Annotated in this window: 15 protein-coding genes; 6 read left to right on the top strand and 9 right to left on the bottom strand. The window is 64.9% G+C overall.

The features are described from left to right. Positions 1-2: 2 nt before the first annotated feature. The 3 genes from HWX53_RS08620 to HWX53_RS08630 form a co-directional block, all read right to left on the bottom strand. Positions 3-2,345, bottom strand: coding sequence for a GNVR domain-containing protein (locus tag HWX53_RS08620; protein ID WP_175940336.1), 2,343 nt, complete (start codon positions 2,343-2,345; stop codon positions 3-5). 124 nt (positions 2,346-2,469) lie between these two features. After that, a complete protein-coding gene (locus HWX53_RS08625) occupies positions 2,470-3,714 on the bottom strand; it encodes a cellulase family glycosylhydrolase (protein ID WP_244140057.1) in 1,245 nt (414 codons plus the stop codon). A 67-nt stretch (positions 3,715-3,781) separates the two neighbouring features. Beyond that, positions 3,782-5,119, bottom strand: coding sequence for a hypothetical protein (locus tag HWX53_RS08630; protein ID WP_244140016.1), 1,338 nt, complete (start codon positions 5,117-5,119; stop codon positions 3,782-3,784). Between the two features lie 656 nt (positions 5,120-5,775). Between HWX53_RS08630 and HWX53_RS08635 the strand changes: the two genes are divergently transcribed. Continuing rightward, complete coding sequence (locus tag HWX53_RS08635; protein ID WP_175940338.1) at positions 5,776-6,552, top strand: hypothetical protein; 777 nt, start codon at positions 5,776-5,778, stop codon at positions 6,550-6,552. Between the two features lie 5 nt (positions 6,553-6,557). On the opposite strand, the gene HWX53_RS08640 is transcribed toward HWX53_RS08635, so the two are convergent. Then, entirely contained in the window at positions 6,558-9,155 is a 2,598-nt protein-coding gene (locus tag HWX53_RS08640) for a tetratricopeptide repeat protein (RefSeq protein ID WP_175940339.1), read from the bottom strand. A 227-nt stretch (positions 9,156-9,382) separates the two neighbouring features. Between HWX53_RS08640 and HWX53_RS08645 the strand changes: the two genes are divergently transcribed. Next, on the top strand, positions 9,383-10,084 hold the full coding sequence (locus tag HWX53_RS08645; RefSeq protein ID WP_175940340.1) for a carbonic anhydrase: 702 nt from the start codon (positions 9,383-9,385) through the stop codon (positions 10,082-10,084). Between the two features lie 79 nt (positions 10,085-10,163). Here the strand turns inward: HWX53_RS08645 and HWX53_RS08650 are convergent, their stop codons facing one another. Next, positions 10,164-10,709, bottom strand: coding sequence for a DUF4142 domain-containing protein (locus tag HWX53_RS08650; protein WP_175940341.1), 546 nt, complete (start codon positions 10,707-10,709; stop codon positions 10,164-10,166). Positions 10,710-10,863: 154 nt separating this feature from the next. On the opposite strand from HWX53_RS08650, the gene HWX53_RS08655 reads away from it, so the two are divergent. Together HWX53_RS08655 and HWX53_RS08660 are read left to right on the top strand one after the other, a co-directional pair. Then, a complete protein-coding gene (locus HWX53_RS08655) occupies positions 10,864-11,088 on the top strand; it encodes a zinc ribbon domain-containing protein (protein WP_175940342.1) in 225 nt (74 codons plus the stop codon). A gap of 202 nt (positions 11,089-11,290) precedes the next feature. Further along, positions 11,291-11,560: a DUF1488 domain-containing protein gene (locus tag HWX53_RS08660; RefSeq protein ID WP_175940343.1), complete on the top strand. Its 270-nt coding sequence runs from the start codon at positions 11,291-11,293 to the stop codon at positions 11,558-11,560. A 648-nt stretch (positions 11,561-12,208) separates the two neighbouring features. Here HWX53_RS08660 and HWX53_RS08665 read toward each other — a convergent pair. Then, a complete protein-coding gene (locus HWX53_RS08665) occupies positions 12,209-12,694 on the bottom strand; it encodes a DUF883 family protein (protein WP_175940344.1) in 486 nt (161 codons plus the stop codon). A 314-nt stretch (positions 12,695-13,008) separates the two neighbouring features. Between HWX53_RS08665 and HWX53_RS08670 the strand changes: the two genes are divergently transcribed. Continuing rightward, complete coding sequence (locus HWX53_RS08670) at positions 13,009-13,950, top strand: DMT family transporter (protein ID WP_175940345.1); 942 nt, start codon at positions 13,009-13,011, stop codon at positions 13,948-13,950. A 21-nt stretch (positions 13,951-13,971) separates the two neighbouring features. Here the strand turns inward: HWX53_RS08670 and HWX53_RS08675 are convergent, their stop codons facing one another. From HWX53_RS08675 to HWX53_RS08685, 3 genes are all read right to left on the bottom strand, one after another. After that, positions 13,972-14,505 (bottom strand): cupin domain-containing protein, encoded by a 534-nt coding sequence (locus tag HWX53_RS08675; RefSeq protein ID WP_175940346.1) that lies wholly within the window; start codon positions 14,503-14,505, stop codon positions 13,972-13,974. A 352-nt stretch (positions 14,506-14,857) separates the two neighbouring features. After that, complete coding sequence (locus tag HWX53_RS08680; protein ID WP_175940347.1) at positions 14,858-15,100, bottom strand: hypothetical protein; 243 nt, start codon at positions 15,098-15,100, stop codon at positions 14,858-14,860. Between the two features lie 25 nt (positions 15,101-15,125). Continuing rightward, positions 15,126-15,506 (bottom strand): hypothetical protein, encoded by a 381-nt coding sequence (locus HWX53_RS08685; protein WP_175940348.1) that lies wholly within the window; start codon positions 15,504-15,506, stop codon positions 15,126-15,128. 201 nt (positions 15,507-15,707) lie between these two features. On the opposite strand from HWX53_RS08685, the gene HWX53_RS08690 reads away from it, so the two are divergent. Continuing rightward, complete coding sequence (locus HWX53_RS08690; protein WP_175940349.1) at positions 15,708-16,625, top strand: LysR family transcriptional regulator; 918 nt, start codon at positions 15,708-15,710, stop codon at positions 16,623-16,625. Positions 16,626-17,217 lie beyond the last annotated feature (592 nt).

Here is a 17,217-nt window from a genome sequence, read left to right on the forward strand (position 1 = left end):
GCTCAGCGCGCGACTGCCCTGAAGCCGTACTCCTCGCGCGCGCCGTAGCGACCGGGCGCGAAGCCGTTGAACACGTGGCCGCCCACTTTCGCGCCGACGTTTTCAAGGCGGCGCAAGGTCTCTTCCAGTTGCCGCGCGCCCGTCCGGTCCGCCCGCGACACCAGCAGCACGAGATCGCAATCGTGCATGGCGATGGAGAGCGCGTCGCTGACCGGAAGCACCGGCGGCGAGTCGATGACGACGTAATCGTAGATGTCGCGCAGCATCGACAGCGTCTCCTGGAACGCCGGACGCCCCAGCAGTTCCGCGGGATTCTCGGGATAGAACGCGCCCGCGTCCATCATCGAGAGACCGCCGCCGAGCGAGACGATCGCTTCATCCACGTGCGCGGAGCCTTCCAGTACTTCAGCGAGACCGGGCCCGGTGCGTCCATCGACGAGATGACGCAGACGGCCCTGCCGCATGTCCGCGTCGATCAGCAACACGGACGCACGCGTTTCCGCCAGCAGATACGCGAAGTTCGACGAAACGAAGCTCTTGCCCACGCCCTGCGTCGGGCCGGTGAAGAGGATCACCTTGCCGTGACGATCGTCGGCGCTGGCGACGTAGCGCGAATTCATCATCGTCGTGGTCGTGCCGAAAGGCATCCCGTTCATCGGGTTCAGCGAGTTGAGTCCGCCGCCGAGTCCCGCATGAACCATCGGCACCGGCGCGCCGCTCAGCATCGCGCGGACGCTGTTGCGCAACGAGCGCAACGCCTCGATGCTTGGGTCAGTCGGACTGGTCATGGCGAGCAGCTTCGCGGGCGCGGCGTTGTGCGTCAGCGCGCGCACGTCCTGGCGCAGTTGCGCCGTCGAACGCGCGATCACGGCAAGACGCGGCAACTGCGAAAACTGGTCGATTTCTTCTGGACTACGAAGTTCCCGTCGATTCAACGCGATCAGATAGATCGAAACGGTGCTGATAAAGAGGCCGCCGAAGATGGAGCCGAGCAGCACGATCCACGCGCGCGGCCACGACTGCTTCTCGGGCGCGACGGCCCAATCCACCACCGCGACACCGGGCGGCGTGCTCGCTGCCGCCACTTCCAGTTGTTGCGCATTGGTCAGCACGCTCGTGTAAAGCTGCGTCGTGACGGCGACATCTCGCGCGAGTTCGACGTATTGCCGCTGCACGGTCGGCAGATTCGCCGCGATCTTCGACGTATCGGCAATCTCGCGCTTCACCTGATTCAACTGCGTGAGCGCGCTCTGATAGTTCTCGTTGTCGGGCTTGTAGCGATGCTGCGCGGCATCGAGGGCGAGTTGCAGCGTGGTCTGCTGCTCTTCCAGCCGGCTCATGCGCGTGATGAGCGCCGTGTTCTGCTGCGCCATGTCGACCGTGCCCGTTTGCGTGCGGAACGCATTGAGGCGTCGCTCGGCCGTTTCGAGATCCTGCTTCAGCGCGGGCAGGCGCTGCTTCAGGAAGTCGAGGCTCGTCTGCGCCTGCGCGGCACGGCGTTCGACGTCGCGCTGCTGATACGTCTTGATGATCGCGTTGACCATGGCCTGCGCGAGCAGCGGCGATTCCGCCTGATAGCTCAAGTGAATGAGCGACGGGTCGCGCAACGACGATTCGCGCGGCGGAATCGACGTGCGCAGCCGCGCAATCACGTTGTCGAACGTCATCTGCTGCGAGTACTTGCGCAGTTCGAAGCTGATGCCCGGGCGCGCGCGCAACGTGTCGATGCGCAGTTCGCCGGGCGCCTGCCCTTCCGGCGTACTGACCTGAAACGGCACCGTCTCGCCGACGCGCCCTTGCGCGAGCTGCCTGTCGTCCTTGTCGTAGAGCGTCCATCGTCCCGCTGGTCCCGCGACCACGCGGAACTTCGCCTTGTAAGCGGACTCGGGAACCGTGAACACGCCGGGCTTCAGGCGCTCGCCCCCCCATGCATAGTCATCGAGGCCGAAGAGCGATGGCGCGAGTTCGTTGTCGCTCGCGTGGCGCGACGCCAGATAGCTACCGATCAAAGGAAAGTGGCTCTTCGTCTCGACGACGGTTTCCGCGCCCGTCTGCGCGATAGCCGCGCTCACCACGGAGCGCGACGTGAGGACGTCGCTCTCGTCGTTCGCGGAGGCGTCGGCGGCCATCGAGCCGGAGACGTCGGAGAGCGCGCTGATCGACGTGCCCGCCTTGCTTTGCACGCGCAACAGCGCTTCGGCGCGATATTGCGGCGTGGCGAGCAGCACATACAGCACACCGGCCGCGCAGCATGTGCCGGTGACTGCGCCCAGCAAGGTCTTATGGCGCACCACGCTGCGCCATAGGTCGACGAGACCGTCGCCGCGTTGCGGAACTGGCGTCATGGCCGGGCGCATATTATATGAAAGCATGTTATATCCCTAAGAAAAGTAAAAGACCCAGGACGTCAGTGCATTTCCACGCAGGCGCATTCCCTCGCATGTGCCTGCTGATACGTACAGCGAACCGCTATGAAGGCACAGTCACGAAGACCGGCCCTTGCGCTTCCGTCACGGCGAGCACCTTCTGCCCGCCTCGCGCGACGCCATACAGATCCGTGATCCGCGCGCCCGCAGGCAGACGCGAGACATCCAGATTTACCACGTTGCCGGCGCCGTAGCACCAGACCACGTATTTCGTTGCCAGCGCATCGTCGAACTTGAGCACGATGTACTGCTCCTTCTCGTCGATGAAATACCGCGCGTTCTTCGCATCCGCCGTGAACGCGAACAGATGCTTCACCGCTCGATACGCCGGGAGCTTTCCGTTCTGCGCATCCAGCAGGCCGAAGTTATGTTCCATCTCCTTCGGATCGTTGCCGTCGTTGCGCATGTCGTAGTAGGACGTCAGTCCCACTTGCGCGATCCAGTTCATCAACAGCAATCGCACCGCATAGTTGGCCTGTCTCGCGCGCGCTTCGCTCGCATGACCATTGCCGATATCGGCTACATAGTGATAGCCGACGCTCGGGTATGACCATTCGGTGGCCCACACTTGCGGACGCCTTGCATACGTCGAGAGGTCCTCGCGCAACGCGCGATAATCGCCGAGCACGGTCTCCGGTTCTTGCTGCCGGTACGGATGGACGCTCACGGCGTCCGGCCCCGTTTGCGTCGCGCTGATATCGCCCACCGCGCGTATAAAGTCGCGATCGACCTGCTGCACGCCACCGGTCGCAATGACCACGCTGGGATTCGCGGCTCGTGCCGCTTTCACCGCGGTCTGAAGCAACGCCCGATACGCGGTCGGCGATGGCGTGGCTAACCAGTAGTCCTTATGATCCTCTTCGTTCCATACCTCGAAGCGTACCGGCGCATTGCGATAGCGGTATGCCGCCTGATGCGTGTACGTCTGAAACGCGGCCAGTTGCGGCGCGGACGTCGGCGGCTGGTCCGGGCTATACGCGTAATGCTTGTAGCCGAGGATGAAAAGCGCGCCGAGACCGCGCGCCTTCAGGTTGTTCACGAGACCGTCGAATTCGCCGAAGTGCCAGCCGTCCGGCGCCTGCACCGCCTCCCAGAAGAGGTCGGTGCGCACGAACGAAAAGCCGACGTCCTTCACGGCGTCGAGGAGTTGCGTATCGCCGATCTGATGAATGGCGACGCCCGTATTTGCCCGCGAAGCGGCAAACGACGGCAACGCGACATAAGCGCGCTCGAGCGACACCGCCGAGCCGTCGAGCGCCACATCGGGCGTGGCGGATGCGGGCAGCATCGTGATGCAGGCGGCCACGACGCACGCTACCGCGATGTGCCGGGCGATGCTTTTCTTGCGGATCATGTCAGAGGCTCCGCAGTCCGTCGCGCGCCGATTCGAGCATCGGCTCGCTCTTGACCGACGGCATCGCATGCATCGCCGGCATGCGGGCGCGCCATTGCATCGCGGACGACGGCACCGGCATGCGCCACACGCGCGGCTGCGTAACGAGCCCGCTCTGACGCAGATACGCGAGCGTGATGCCGAGGAACAACAGACAGCCGATCGATTCGCAGATATCGGTCGTCGCGCACGCGAACAGCAGATAAAGAAGCATCGCCCAGGACGGTCTGTCGTCGGGCTGTGCCCTCAACATCACGCGCACGAAAAAGCCGATGAGCGCCACTGCGCCGAACATGCCGAAGCTCGCGAGCGCATACAGCACCGTGTTGTCCGCATAGGCCACATTGAAGCCGAACGCGCTCTCATAGTAGGTGGACGCCGAGCCGAAGCCTCCCGGACCCAGCCCGAGCCATATCCGATTATTCTTCAGGAGTCCTTCTATCAGGATCGGCCATGTATTGAACATGCGGTCCTGAAACGATGCGAGCGTCATGTAGCCCGTGCCGGAGAGATTGAATGCCGAGGCCGCGATGAACGACGCGAGCGGAAAGCCGATGGCGAAGGCAGCCGCCCACAGACAGGCGCGCTTCATCGTTATCGTGGATAAAAGGCAGTGCGCACCGACGACAAGCGCGAGCGCCACGGGCGCCGTCTTGTTGGTGGTGGCGTGAATGGCCGCGCCCGCTGCCGCGAGCAACGCGCACTGCAACCAGCGATTGTCGGTCCGCATAAGAAGCCACGTGGTGAGCAGACCGGCCATGAGCCCCGTCGACGCGCTGTCGCGGCCGAAGCCCGACAGCCGCGACGCAATCCCGACATAGGAGGACACCGCGACACGCACATTATGGCCGCCCACCGACACGCTCGTGCCGACCCACGGCAGCGTCATGAACGTGTTCGCGAGAATGCCGATGCCGCAAAGCGCGGCGAGCACGACGAAGCCCGTCGTCGCGGCGCGCGCGTTGAGCAGCGCCAGCGCGCCGCGCGGCGCCGTGAGGGCGAAGAGCATCGGCGTCACCGTCCACACCCAGAACGCGACGGCTTGCGGCACGACGCCATGCGAGAGCGATACGCACGACTGCGCGAGCATATAGAGCGCAATGAGCGCGTGGCTCGCCTTCGGGCGCTTGATGAGCGTGAACAACACCCACGCGACCATGACGACTTTGGGAAGATACGCGGCCTGAGGCACGCCGGCCATCGACGTGTAATAGCGCACGACGCCCGAGAGCACGTCGCTTCCCACGGCGGCGAGAAACGTCGCGACCCACAGTTTGTCTTCGAGCGATGCCCTTTCCATTGTTTCACCGTCGCATGTCGCCGGGGATCGTTGGTCGCCCATGTTGCTCATGTCGCCGCCGATCGCCTCTTGTTGTATGCGCTGTGCTTCCAGCGCGACGGACCCGGCCAGGCCCGCCCCCGTTGTCGCAAACTTACCGGCGCCGCCGCCGCCCCTCCGTGCGCCTACGCACGCTCGATCCGGGCGCTAGCCGACGCTCACGTTTGCTATGTCGGCTTGCGCTCATAAGTTGCAATCCACAGGCGCGGATAGCGGATCCCGAAACGTTCTCTGAGATCGTTACCGAACATAAGCCGGCTTATTGTCGTACCGCTACGGGTTTGTCCTTGTCATCGCGCTGTGTCGCAAACGCGCGTGACGTCGTACATTTGAGTCATATCGGTACGAATGGTGACGCGTAGGATTGCGTACCAAACAGCCGGAAAGAAATGCGCGCCGGAAGGCGGTCGGGGCCGGACGCGCGGGGTCGCGGTATCGAACGCATCGAATAATTCAAAGAGGCTCGCCATGAGTCAGACCAACACGCACGCCCGCAATGCCGCACGCGTCATCGGCAACGCCACGCTCTTGCCTACACGGCCCGCGCCACGCGGCCCCCGATGAATCTCGCGCCCGCAACGAATCGCCGTCTTTTCACGTCATCTCCGAGAGCGCATATGAACGCACAAGACCGTGCCGCGTTGACGCAGGCATCGAAGGGCAGCATTGCGGTGTTCGAATCCGTCGTGCCTGAGGCGACGCTCGCCGCCATCAACCGCAAGCTGGATGTGGCCTATGAAGCCACGCGACATCACGAGCAGTTTTTCGGCAGCGCGAAGGACGTCGTGCACACCTTGCGCGACCTTCCCGCCTTCAAGGCGCTGGAGAACGAAGCCGTGCGCGCCGCATCCGACTGGCTTCAGTCGAACATGCAGGTCAATGCGACGGTCGGACCGTGGTTCGGTCTTCGCATCGGAAGCAGCACGACGACGGCGGGCAGCCATTGCCGCCACTTCGACTCGCACGTGCTCACGCTCGTGATCGTCTTGAAGACGGCGAGCGATCCGCAAAAGAGCGGCGACCTCGTCGTCTATCCGAGAACGCGCGGCATTCCGCGACGCCGCGACAACCTCTTGCGCAAGAGCGTGCAGTGGGGCGAGCGCGGCCTGCCCTTCCCGCTTCGCGCGGCGCGCACGGAGCGGCATCTCGAGCGCGGCCTGTGCTCGCGCATTCGAGGCTTCGCGGGCGATGTGTACGTGTTCAACGGATTCCTGATGCAGCACTGCAATCTCGATGTGCTCGCGGGCGAGCGCCGCAGCCTCATCATTCACTATCTCGATCCGGGCTTGTCGCTGGGACTGTCAGCGATCAACCGCCTGCGCCGCCATGCGACAGCCGTGCCGACGGACGCGGTGCGTCCCGTGGAAACCGCCACCGGACTCGACGCCTTCTAAGCGGTTCAGTCGGCGCTCGTGGCGCACCACTCGCGCCACATCGTGCGATAGGCGTCTTCCAGATTGCGCGTGAATCGCGGGGGGTTCATCATCGGCGCCTGTTCTAGGCGAGGACGCAGCGATGCGCGCAGTCCGGCGAGACGCGCGATATCGCCGGCAAGGCGCGTGACGATATCGACGTACGCCGCGTCGTCATGCGCAACCAGTTCGGACAAGCCGAGGTTCATGAGCAGACTCAGTCCCGCGCGGCTGCAAGCGGTCTCGCCCGCGCGCGACGGCACCGGCACGCCCATCCACAGCGCGTCGAGCGTGGTCGTGTGACCGTTGTACGGGAAGGTGTCCAGGCCGATGTCGATGGCATTGTAGGTGTCGAGGTACGCGCTGCGCTTCTGATAGCCGACGTACGCCACGCGCGACATGTCCACGCCCAACGCGCTCAGACGCGCGGTGAAGCGTTCGCGCGCGCCCCGCTCCGCGAGCAGAACGAAACGCGCGCCGGGCGTCGCCGCCAGCACGGCGGCCCACATGCGAAGCGTGCGCTCCGACGCCTTGAACGGATTATTTAGGCATCCGAATGTTATATAGCCGTTGCGTTCGGCGGGCAACGGGCCGACCTCGGGCGTGGCGGCCCCATCGTCCATCGCGACGCGCGGATCGAAGCACCAGAAGGTCTCCGGCAGCCAGAGCGAGCGCTCGCTGTAGCGCTCGGCGACGCCCGGCTGACCGGGCGGATCGATCCACGGGTCGGTGAGTCGGTAGCCGATCGCGCGGCTGCCCGTCGTGCCCGGATACGCGAGCCACTGCGCCTGCACCGGCGCGGACCGCCGCGCGAACAGAAGCGGACGCCCGCCCGCCATGTGCATGGTGAGATCCACGAGCACGTCGATGCGGTCATCGCGGATGAGTTGCGCGAGCGCTTCGTCGTCGAGCGCATGGACGTCGCGCCAGACATCGGCCATGCCGCGAAACAGATCGGTCACCGCGTCCGGATGCTCCACGCTCGCGTAGATGAAAATCTCGAACGATGCATGGTCGTGCTCTGCGAAAACGGGCGCCGTGAACATCGACTGGCAATGCATACGGAAGTCCGGCGCGACATAGCCGATTCTGAGCCGCCGCGACGCCGACCGGTCATTCGCATACGTCACGGCGCGTTCAAGCAATGGGGCTTCGTGCTGGGCAGCGAAGCGCAGGCATTCGTCGAGGATGGTCCTGGAGTCTTCGGCGTAATAGGTCAGCGCGTAGTTGAGGTTGCGATGCACGCATTCGTTGCCGGGCGCGCAGGCAACGGCGCGGCGAAAGGCTTCGATGGCGTCATCCATCCGGCTCATGTCCTTGAGCACGGTCGCGAGGTTGTTATGAGCCTCGGCGGAATGCGGCGCGATCGCGATCGATTGCCTCAGAATGGCCTCCGCCTCCGGCAGCCGGTTCATGTCCCGCACGACGCGGCCCAGGTTCGTGTAGGCATCTGAGCAGTCCGGACGCAGCGCGATCGCGCGGCGATAGGCGGCTTCAGCTTCAGGCAGGCGATGCTCGCCCGCAAGCAGCACGCCGAGGTTGTAGTGCAGGTCCAAGTTGCCGGGATTTTGCGCGATGACCACGCGATACGCCGCTTCCGCTTCTTTCACGCGGCCCGCTTCGTGCAGCATTTGAGCGAGGCCCGCGCGAGCGTCCCCGTGGTCCGGCTGCATGGCGAGCACCTCGCGATAGATGCGCTCGGCTTGCTCGATGCCGCCGGTCTCACGCCGCGCACGCGCGAGACCCATGAGCGCCTGCGTGCAGTCCGGCCGAATAGCGAGCGCCGCTTCGAACGCGGCCGTCGCTTCCGCCACGCGCCGGGTCGCGAAGAGCGCATCGCCGAGACTGCAGTGCGCCTCGACATAATCAGGCGTCAGTTGTGTCGCGCGCCGGTGGAACGCCTGCGCCCACGCGAACTGACCCATTTGCTGAAGCACCAGCCCCAGATTCTGATACGCAATGTCGAAGGTCGGACGCAGCGCCACCGCGCGCCTGAGTGCGGTCCGCGCCTCTCTGAGGCGGCCCTGCTCGCGCAGCAGATTGCCGAGATTATTGAAGGCTTCGGCGTAGTCGGGACGCACCGCGACGGCGCGGCGGTAAGCGGCTTCGGCTTCCGCCAGGCGTCCACCGTCTTTCAGCAGGCTTGCGAGGTTGTAATGCGCTTCGGCCAAATCCGGGCAGAGGCGCAGCGCCTCACGAAAACAGGCTTCCGCTTCGCCGGCGCGATTGCACGCGCGCAGCAGATTGCCGAGGTTGTAATGGGCTTGCGCGAAATCCGGGCGAAGGGCGACGGCCTTGCGGTAGACCGACTCGGCATCCGCGAGCCGGCCCTGCGCCATCAACAGATTGGCGAGATTACCGTAGCTTCCGGCATGCTCCGGATGTGCATCGATGACGCGGCGCCAGTGCGCTTCCGCGTCGTCCGGACGGTCGAGTCGATAGCAGCAGACCGCCGCCAGATTCAGGACTTCCGCGTCGGCTGCCGCATCCTGGAGCATGGGCTGCAGCACATGCAGCGCCGCCTCGAAGTCTCCGTTCGAATAATGTGCCGCTGCCGTGTGATAGAGATTCGGGTCGAAAACCATGAGCGAAACGCGCGGAACCACTGTTTGGGGATTTTTGGAGCGTAAAACTAACAGAGGTCCGGCACGAATTCGTCAAGAACTATAAAGTCGCGCAAAAACCGAAACGCGGCGCATAGACGCCGCAGCACGGGCGCGCATGTCGGTGCCGCTTGCAGATCATCTCAAAACCCCGCAAGCTCTCGGTTGCGGCGCGTGATGCGCGCCGGTCTGTAAAACAAAGAGGTCCCATGTCCGACAAATTGACGATGAACGAAGAGCGCAAAGGCGCCGATAACCCCGATCTGCTTTACCTGCTGCAGGGCGCCGAAGATTTCAGCCGCTTCGTCTTTCCCGACCGCGAGGCGCTTTTCAAGAGCCTTGCGCATCAGCAGGCGCCGCACACGCTTTTCATCACGTGCGCCGATTCGCGCGTGTCGCCCGAGATGATTACCCAGACGCACCCGGGCGAACTTTTCGTGTGCCGCAACATCGGCAATATCGTGCCGGCTTATGGGGAAATGCTCGGAGGCGTTTCGGCCGTCGTGGAATTCGCGGTGCTGGCGTTGAACGTGCGCCAGATCGTCATCTGCGGCCACTCGGATTGCGGCGCCATGAAGGGCCTCGCGTCGGGCGCCACCATTGCCGATGAAATGCCGACGGTCCACGCGTGGCTGCGCAACGCGGAGGCTGCGCGCAGTGTCGTGATGACGAGGAAACTGGACGAAAATCGCGTCGTGCAGGCGATGGTCGAAGAAAACATCCGCCTCCAGCTCACGCATCTGCGCACGCACCCGGCGGTGGCCGGGCGGCTCGCGCTCGGCAAGCTACAGGTGCAGGGCTGGGTCTACGACATCGGACAGGGCGAAGTGTCCGTGTTCGATGAAAGCGCCGGCGCGTTCGAGTCGATTCCGCAGGCACGCGAACGGCTCCTGCACAGCGGCTCGCGCTGACAGGAGCACGAAGTGCCGCAAGGAAAGGCGGCGCGGCGGAGACGCCGCGCCGGCCGTTGCGGTGCAGTCGGTGCGGTGCTTACTGCACGCCCTTCTTCGATGCGAGGTCCTGCGCCATCTTCAGGTGTTGCTCGATGGTCGGCAATGCCTTTTGCGCGGCCTTCTTCAGATCCGCGTTCTGCCCGCCTTCTGCTTCCTTCTTGAAGGCTTCGACCGCTTCCTGGTGCCCTTGCACGCCGACCTTCTGGATATAGGCGGTGTCGAACTCCTTGCCCTTCAACCCCTTCAGCGAGTCGAGCACGGTCGTGTCCGAATTGTCCTTGGGCACGGCGATGCCGTGCGGCGCGGCCATCTTCAATTGCATGGTGAGCTTCGTGTGATCGACCATCATGTGATGGGCGAAGCTCTTCACATCCTTGTCTTGCGATTGCTTGGTCGCGAGCTTGCTGGCGTCGATCTCGGTCGAACTGGACTTCGACGCGGCCTGCACGAATTCCTTGTCAGGCGAAGGCAAGTCGTTGGCCATCGTGGTGCTGGCCGCCTGCGTCTGCGCGAGCGTGACTGCCGGCGCGGCGGCGAATAGCGCCGATGCCAGCGCGGTGAGCAGAACTGCATTGCGTTTCATTGATGCCTCCTTTGGCGGTGATAGCTCCCCTTCGTTAGCAATGGCGATGCCACGCGGACCGGCGCGGCTCGATCATCCGGAATAGCGCTTGCTGCGTTTCTCTTATGCTGTCTTGCTACACTTTCTCTTCTTCCGTTCCCTTTACCGAGACGCCATGCCTGTCTACGACTACGCGTGCTCCGAATGCGGCGCATTCGAAGCAGTCCGCCGCATCTCCGAACGCGACGACCCCGCCGCCTGCCCGACGTGCGGCGCGACGGCCGTTCGCGTGACCGTAGGCGCGCCATCCGTCGGGAGCAGCAGCGGCAGTTCCGCGCCTCAAAGCGACGACGTCGGCAGCTACGGCATGCGGCATCGCGGCGGCTGCCTCTGCTGCTGAAACGGTCCTCGCCGACCGCGGCCAGGCATACGCGTTGCATTCTGCTGCGAACGCGCCGCGCGGCGTATGATGAATGCGGCCCCGGCATCACGCCGGCATCCGGCCACTTCGTCCGAAGCGCGACGGTCAGCGTGTATCAAGCCTTTCCACTTTTCCTTTTTTCCCAACGTTTAACTCAAACGAACAACAGGAGGTGATCAGGATGACGATAGAGTTCAGCGGGCGGCGTCATGTGGTAGCGGCAGCGCGTGTCGCATTCGAGGCGTCGGTGGACGGCCGCGAAGTCTGGTGCAGCGTGTCCCTCGACGCGCTCAACGACCACTTCGGTAACAGCGGAACCTCGTCGCACGCAATCTTGAGCGCGTTCGAAGGCGGACGTTTGCAGATCGAGGAAGCGGCGCGCCGGGCGCTCGAGCGCAATGGCGGTCAGTCGGTGGAACTCGAAACCAACGACTTCAAGAAGACGGCCTGAACATTCACACATCGACGCCGCCGGACGGATTGATTCAATGGACGGCAGCGTCGACGCTACGGCGCCGCCGTCGCTCGCGGCAGAGCTTCAGCGCGCGAGAAACGCGACAACGCGTCCACGATTCATAGACCGGCGAAGGCTTGCGACAGACTCCGTCGTAGCAGGCTTCCTGAAATGCGTCGCGCGGACCAATGCCTTCGTCCGTGGCGAGCGCCTATCAGCAGCGGTTCGTGCTGTGCCGCATGTCCCTCGTGCTGTGGTTCCCGCGCAAAGCGCTCAAGCGGCTGCGGATGACGTTCCGTCGCCTGCCGCCTCCGCCGTCCGTCGCGCCAATGCGCGTGTCCACGAAAAGCGCCTGCGACCGCCAAGACGACGCGAGCCCGACAGCAGCCTCGGCATCGCCGCTCGGCGCCGTTTCGAAACCGCGCATGGCGAGCGTCAGCGCGGGACAACCGGCTAAGTTCGCTTTGGAATGCGCAATCAGTACGCGGAGCGACTGTCTTAGCGAAGTCGCCTTCCGTGGCGTTCACAGTTCGCGGCTGGCGCAAACTTCGTTCGTCGCTGCGTCCATACGCGTCCGGCGTGGCGGTGAGTGCCGCGCCGTTCATCGCTTCGAGCCAAGACGAAGCCCACCGCCACAGCGCCGCACTATCGCGCGATCAGCAGCCCGACGATCAGCCCGCCTATCGCCGCCATCGCGATGGACTTCCACGGGTTGTCGTGCACGAAGTCGTCGGTGCCTTCCGTGACGAGCCGGTAACGTGCCACGGCGACATCCTGCGCCCCCGAGATGACGCGCTGCGCGCGGCGGCCCGCCGACAGACGCTCGGGCCGCAACGGACTGCCCTGCCCTTGTGACGAGGCCGACGCGGGCTGCGCGAGCACGGCGGGACTGTCGCCGCCTTCCAGCACGCTGCCGTGCGCATGATAGGGCGCGGGATACGGGGCATTGCGCGCGGGCTGTTGCGCGGCGCCGGGTGCGTGCGCCGACGCGTTGCTCTCGCCGCTCTGCTCCATGCCGGGCCCGAGTGCGGCGTCCATCGCGCGCTCCACGGCCTTGCGCGACACAGCCGGTTCGCCGGTCGATGACGCAGCATTCTGTTTAGCGTTGGCATTGGCGTTGACGTTCTCCATGGCGCTCTCCTTTCGCGTGGTTGAAGGCACTGCGTGATCCGTTCGTCGTCCTGTCAGCAAGAGTCGCACCGACGACCGACGCACGCCACTCGTCCATACGGCATAGGCGAGACGCACGATGCGCGCGAGGAATCGCAATTTACTTCACATACCGGTGAGAAATGCTCGTTTGCCGACGCCCGGCCGCGCGCCTACGATGCTCCTCCATCGGACGAAGCCGTCGGCTCGCGCATCTTTCGTTTCAGGCCGCAGCGAAGCATCGCGCGATTGCGCGCCGCTACGATGGCTTCATCCACTTTCCAGCGAAGCCCGTCATGAATCCCGTCAATCTAGCTCAGTTGCTCCTGCTCGCCGCGCTGTGGGGCGGCTCCTTTCTGTTCATCCGCGTGGGCGTGACCGATCTCGGCGTCGCGCCGCTGATGGCGCTGCGCGTGGGCATCGGCGCTGCCTTTCTCCTTATCGTGTTGATGCTGCGGGGCTCGCCGCGCGAGGCGTTCGCGACCATGCGCGAGCGCGCGTGGCCGCTTTTCGTGGTCGGCGTCTTCAACTCCGCCGCGCCGTTCTGTCTCTTCGCCTATGCTGAATTGACGTTGACCGCCGGCGTCACGTCTGTGATCAACGCGACGACGCCGCTCTGGGGCGCGCTCGTCGCCTATCTGTGGCTCGGCGATCGGTTGAGCCGCCTGCGTGTGGCGGGACTGGCCATCGGCTTTGCCGGGGTGATGGCGCTCGTGTGGGATCAGATGTTCGTTCACGACGCCACGACGCCCGCGATCGCGCCGATGACGACGGCGCTCGCGGCCCTCGCCGCGCTGGCCGCGACGCTCTGCTACGGCATCGCGGCCAGTTACACGAAGCGGTATCTGACAGGTGTCGATTCGCTGACCGTGGCAGCCGGCACGATGAGCGCAGCGACGCTCGTGCTGCTTCCGTTCGCGCTCGTCGCGTGGCCGGCGGGCACGGTGTCGCTCAGCGCGTGGGGCGCGGTGCTCGGCCTCGGCATCGCGTGCACGGGCGTGGCTTACATGGTGTTCTTCCACCTGATCGCGGTCGCAGGACCCGCGCGGGCGATCACCGTCACCTTCGTGATTCCGATTTTCGGGATTCTGTGGGGCGCGCTCTTTCTTGCCGAGCGCGTGTCGGCGGGCATGGCGGCGGCTTGCGCCGTCGTGCTGGCGGGCACTGCGCTCGCGACGGGCGTCGTCAAGCGCGTGCCGCTCGTGCGCGAGCGCCGCGCGGCGTGCGCGAAACAGTGAACGCCGCGCGTCATGCGCCGCTTATCGCCACAAGCGTGTGAGCGGTCCGCCTTCTCCGCCGACCGGATCGCTTCTCGGAAACGGCAGGGCTTCCATCGCGCGCCGCTCGTCGTCGGATAGCGCGTCGCGGCGAATGTCCCACTGCTGGTCCGGCGGGTAAGCGCCGATCACCTGAAAGCGGCCTCCGCTCGTCAGCAGGCAATGCCCGGTGCCGGCGGGCAGAATCAGGGCATCGCCCGCGCGCAGGGGGATCACGCGTCCGTTCGGTCCGCCGATGATGAGTTCGGCTTCCCCCGAGGCGACGCCGAGCGCCTCATGCGCCGTCGAATGGAAATGGTGATAGTCGAAGACGCTGTCGCGCCATTGCGGCGGCCAGCCGTTTTGCGCGAAGAGCGCCTCGAAGCGGCTGCCGCAGTCGCGGTCCTGAGGATCGATCGCGCCGTGCCAGACGAGTACCGGCAGGCGCGCGTTGTTCGGCACCCAGCCGTTCGCCGCGAGCATGAACGACTCGCAGCGGGCGTCGGCCGCCTGCTCGGTTTCGGTGTGCTCGGCCATATGCGTTTCTCCGTGAAATCGGGAGCGTCGCAGCAACGGGTGTTCCTGTCACTAGGCGCGGTTCAGCGCGTTTCTACGGATGGCCGGCTTGTGGGGATTAGCGGCTGTGCCAGTCTCGTATCGGCGAAGCCGACGCCGGCCCGTATTAACCGCGTTTCCACACGTCGCCGGCTCGCGGAGATTAGCGGCCGTCCAGTGTCCATATCCGCCGAAGACGACGCCGAGCGATATTCATCGCGTTTCCACGCGTCGCCGGCTCGCTAAGATTAGCGGCCGTGCCAGTGTCCGTATCCACCGAAGACGACGGCGACCGATGCTCATCGCGATTCCACGCCTCGCCGGCTCGCCGGAATTAGCGCCCGTGCCAGTGTCCGTATCCGCCGAAGCCAACCCCGACCGATACCGACGGCGCGTAGTACGCCGGCGCATAACCGTAGCCGTATGCGGGCGCATAGCCGTAAGCCGGCGTGGGCGCATAGGCATAGGGCGGCGCATAGACGCAGCCGCTTAGTGCCGCCGCGAGCGCGAGCGTCGCGGAGACGATCGCCAGACGCGGCACGCGCCTGCGCGGGGTGGTGTTAGTGTGTTTTTTCATGATGTGGGCTCCCCGACGTCCGGTCTCACCAGTGGCGATGACCATAGCCGCCGTGATGCGCGTACCAGTCGCGCCGGTCCCAATAGCGGTAGCCGTCCCAGTAATGGTCGCCGTGCCAGCCGACGACGATAGCCGGCGCGGGCGCGACCATCACGGGCGCGGGCTGGTACACGACAGGCGGCGGCGCGGGCTGATACGCGACAGGCGGCGGCGCAGGCTGCTCGACATAGACCGGCGGCGGCGCGTACACGGGTTGCGGCTCGGCGTACACCGGCGCGGGCGCGGCATAGACCGGCGCGACCGGCACGCCCAGATTGACCCCGATGCTCACTCCCGCAAATGCCGCCTCGCACGCGAGCGCGGCGCATACGGCGATTCCCAGTCCGATAGTTGTTTTGACGTTCATGTTGTCCTCTACCTCTGACGGCCGCAGCACGGCCATGACGGCATGTTAGGCGGGCGCGTCGGGCCTTGCGTTACAACGCCTGTAACAGATGTGAACGGTGAAACGAACGGTCGGTCTGCGCCGTATCGACCGTCGCAAGCGGTTGCGCGCTCGGGCGGCCGGTGGGATAGTGCGGGCTTCGTCAAAAAGGGTTGCGAGCGAATGGACCTGTTGCGAAGCATGCGGATTTTTGCGCGCGTGGCGGAAGCGTCGAGCTTCACGGCGGCGGCACAACAGCTGGACATCACCACGGCGCAGGCATCGCGGGCCATCACCGATCTCGAGACGCACTTGCGCACGCGGCTTCTGAATCGCACGACGCGGCGCGTCGCGCTGACGGATGCCGGCAACCGCTATCTCGCGCGATGCAAGGAAGTGATCGAGCTTGTCGATCTGTCCGAAGCCGAAGCCGGCGACGCCCGCGTGCTGCCGAGCGGCGTGCTGCGCATGCATGCGCCGATCACGTTCGGGCATCACTATGTGGTGCCCGCCCTCACGCGCTATCTGGAAGCGCATCCGCAGGTTCGCGTGGAGCTGACGTTGTCGCAGAACGTGCCCGACATGCTCGACGAAGGCTACGACGTCTTCGTGCAGGTCACGACGTCGGCGCTGCCGGACTCGGCGCTCGTCTCGACCCGCATCTGCTCGATGCCGAGCGTGCTGTGCGCGTCGCCGCGTTATCTGGAGCGGGCGGGCGTGCCGCGCGATATCGACGATCTGGCGAAGCATGCTTGCCTGCAACTCGTCACCACGTTTTTTCCGGTCGATCGCTGGGCGTTCGAGGGCCCGCGCGGACGCGCCGAGGTGGATCTTCCGCCGGGGCGCCTGCGGGTGAATTCGGCCGATGCGCTCGCCTTCGCGGTCGCGGATGGCTTCGGCATTGCGCCGCTCCCTGCGCTGTCCGCGCTGCCGTCCATTAGAAGCGGAGAACTCGTGCGCGTGCTTCCCGAGTGGGAACTGCAAACCATGACGATTTACGCGATGTATGCGTCGCGGCAGTATCTCGATGCAAAGATCAAGACATGGGTGGCGTTCTTGAAGGAATTCGTCGAGGGGACGCTGGCGGAGCAGATGGGGTGAGGTGCGGGGAGTCGGGGGTGATGGGGGGGCTTTGTTCGTGCGTGCGACTGGTCTGGTGGTTGGCGTTTGGCATTCTGCATTCGGAATTATGCATTCTGCGTGGCTTTGCCCTTTGACGTTCGCTGTCCCTTTTCGGTCAGGTCACTCTCAACGGATTCCGCCGACGTCAGCCCGCCACTGACGCCCGATGAGTTGAGGCTGCGCGAAGCTCGCCGTGGCGGGCGGCGGTTGCTCGTTGCCCATAACGGGTCTGCCTCTCGCGTTCGGCGTTTTGCGTTGGACGTTGGACGTTGGGCGTTTGCATTCGGCATTCTGAATTCTGCTTTCCGCCTGCCGTTGACCGTTGCGCTTCGGCGTTCGCCGCACTCTTCGATCAGTTCGGTCCCAACACTGGCCGCCGACGTCATCTCACCACTGAAGCCCGACGATTCGAGGCGGCGCGAAGCTGGGCGTGGCGAGCGGCGCTTGCCAGTTGCCCTGAAGCGGTCTGGCTTCTCGCGTGTGGCGTTTGGCATTCGGGATTTCGCATTCCATTCGGCGTGCTTTCGACCCTTGCCTTTTGGCGTTTGCCGCCCCTCTTCGATCAGTTCCC

This window comes from Caballeronia sp. BCC1704 (assembly GCF_902833455.1).
In the GTDB taxonomy this organism is placed as follows: Bacteria; Pseudomonadota; Gammaproteobacteria; order Burkholderiales; family Burkholderiaceae; genus Caballeronia.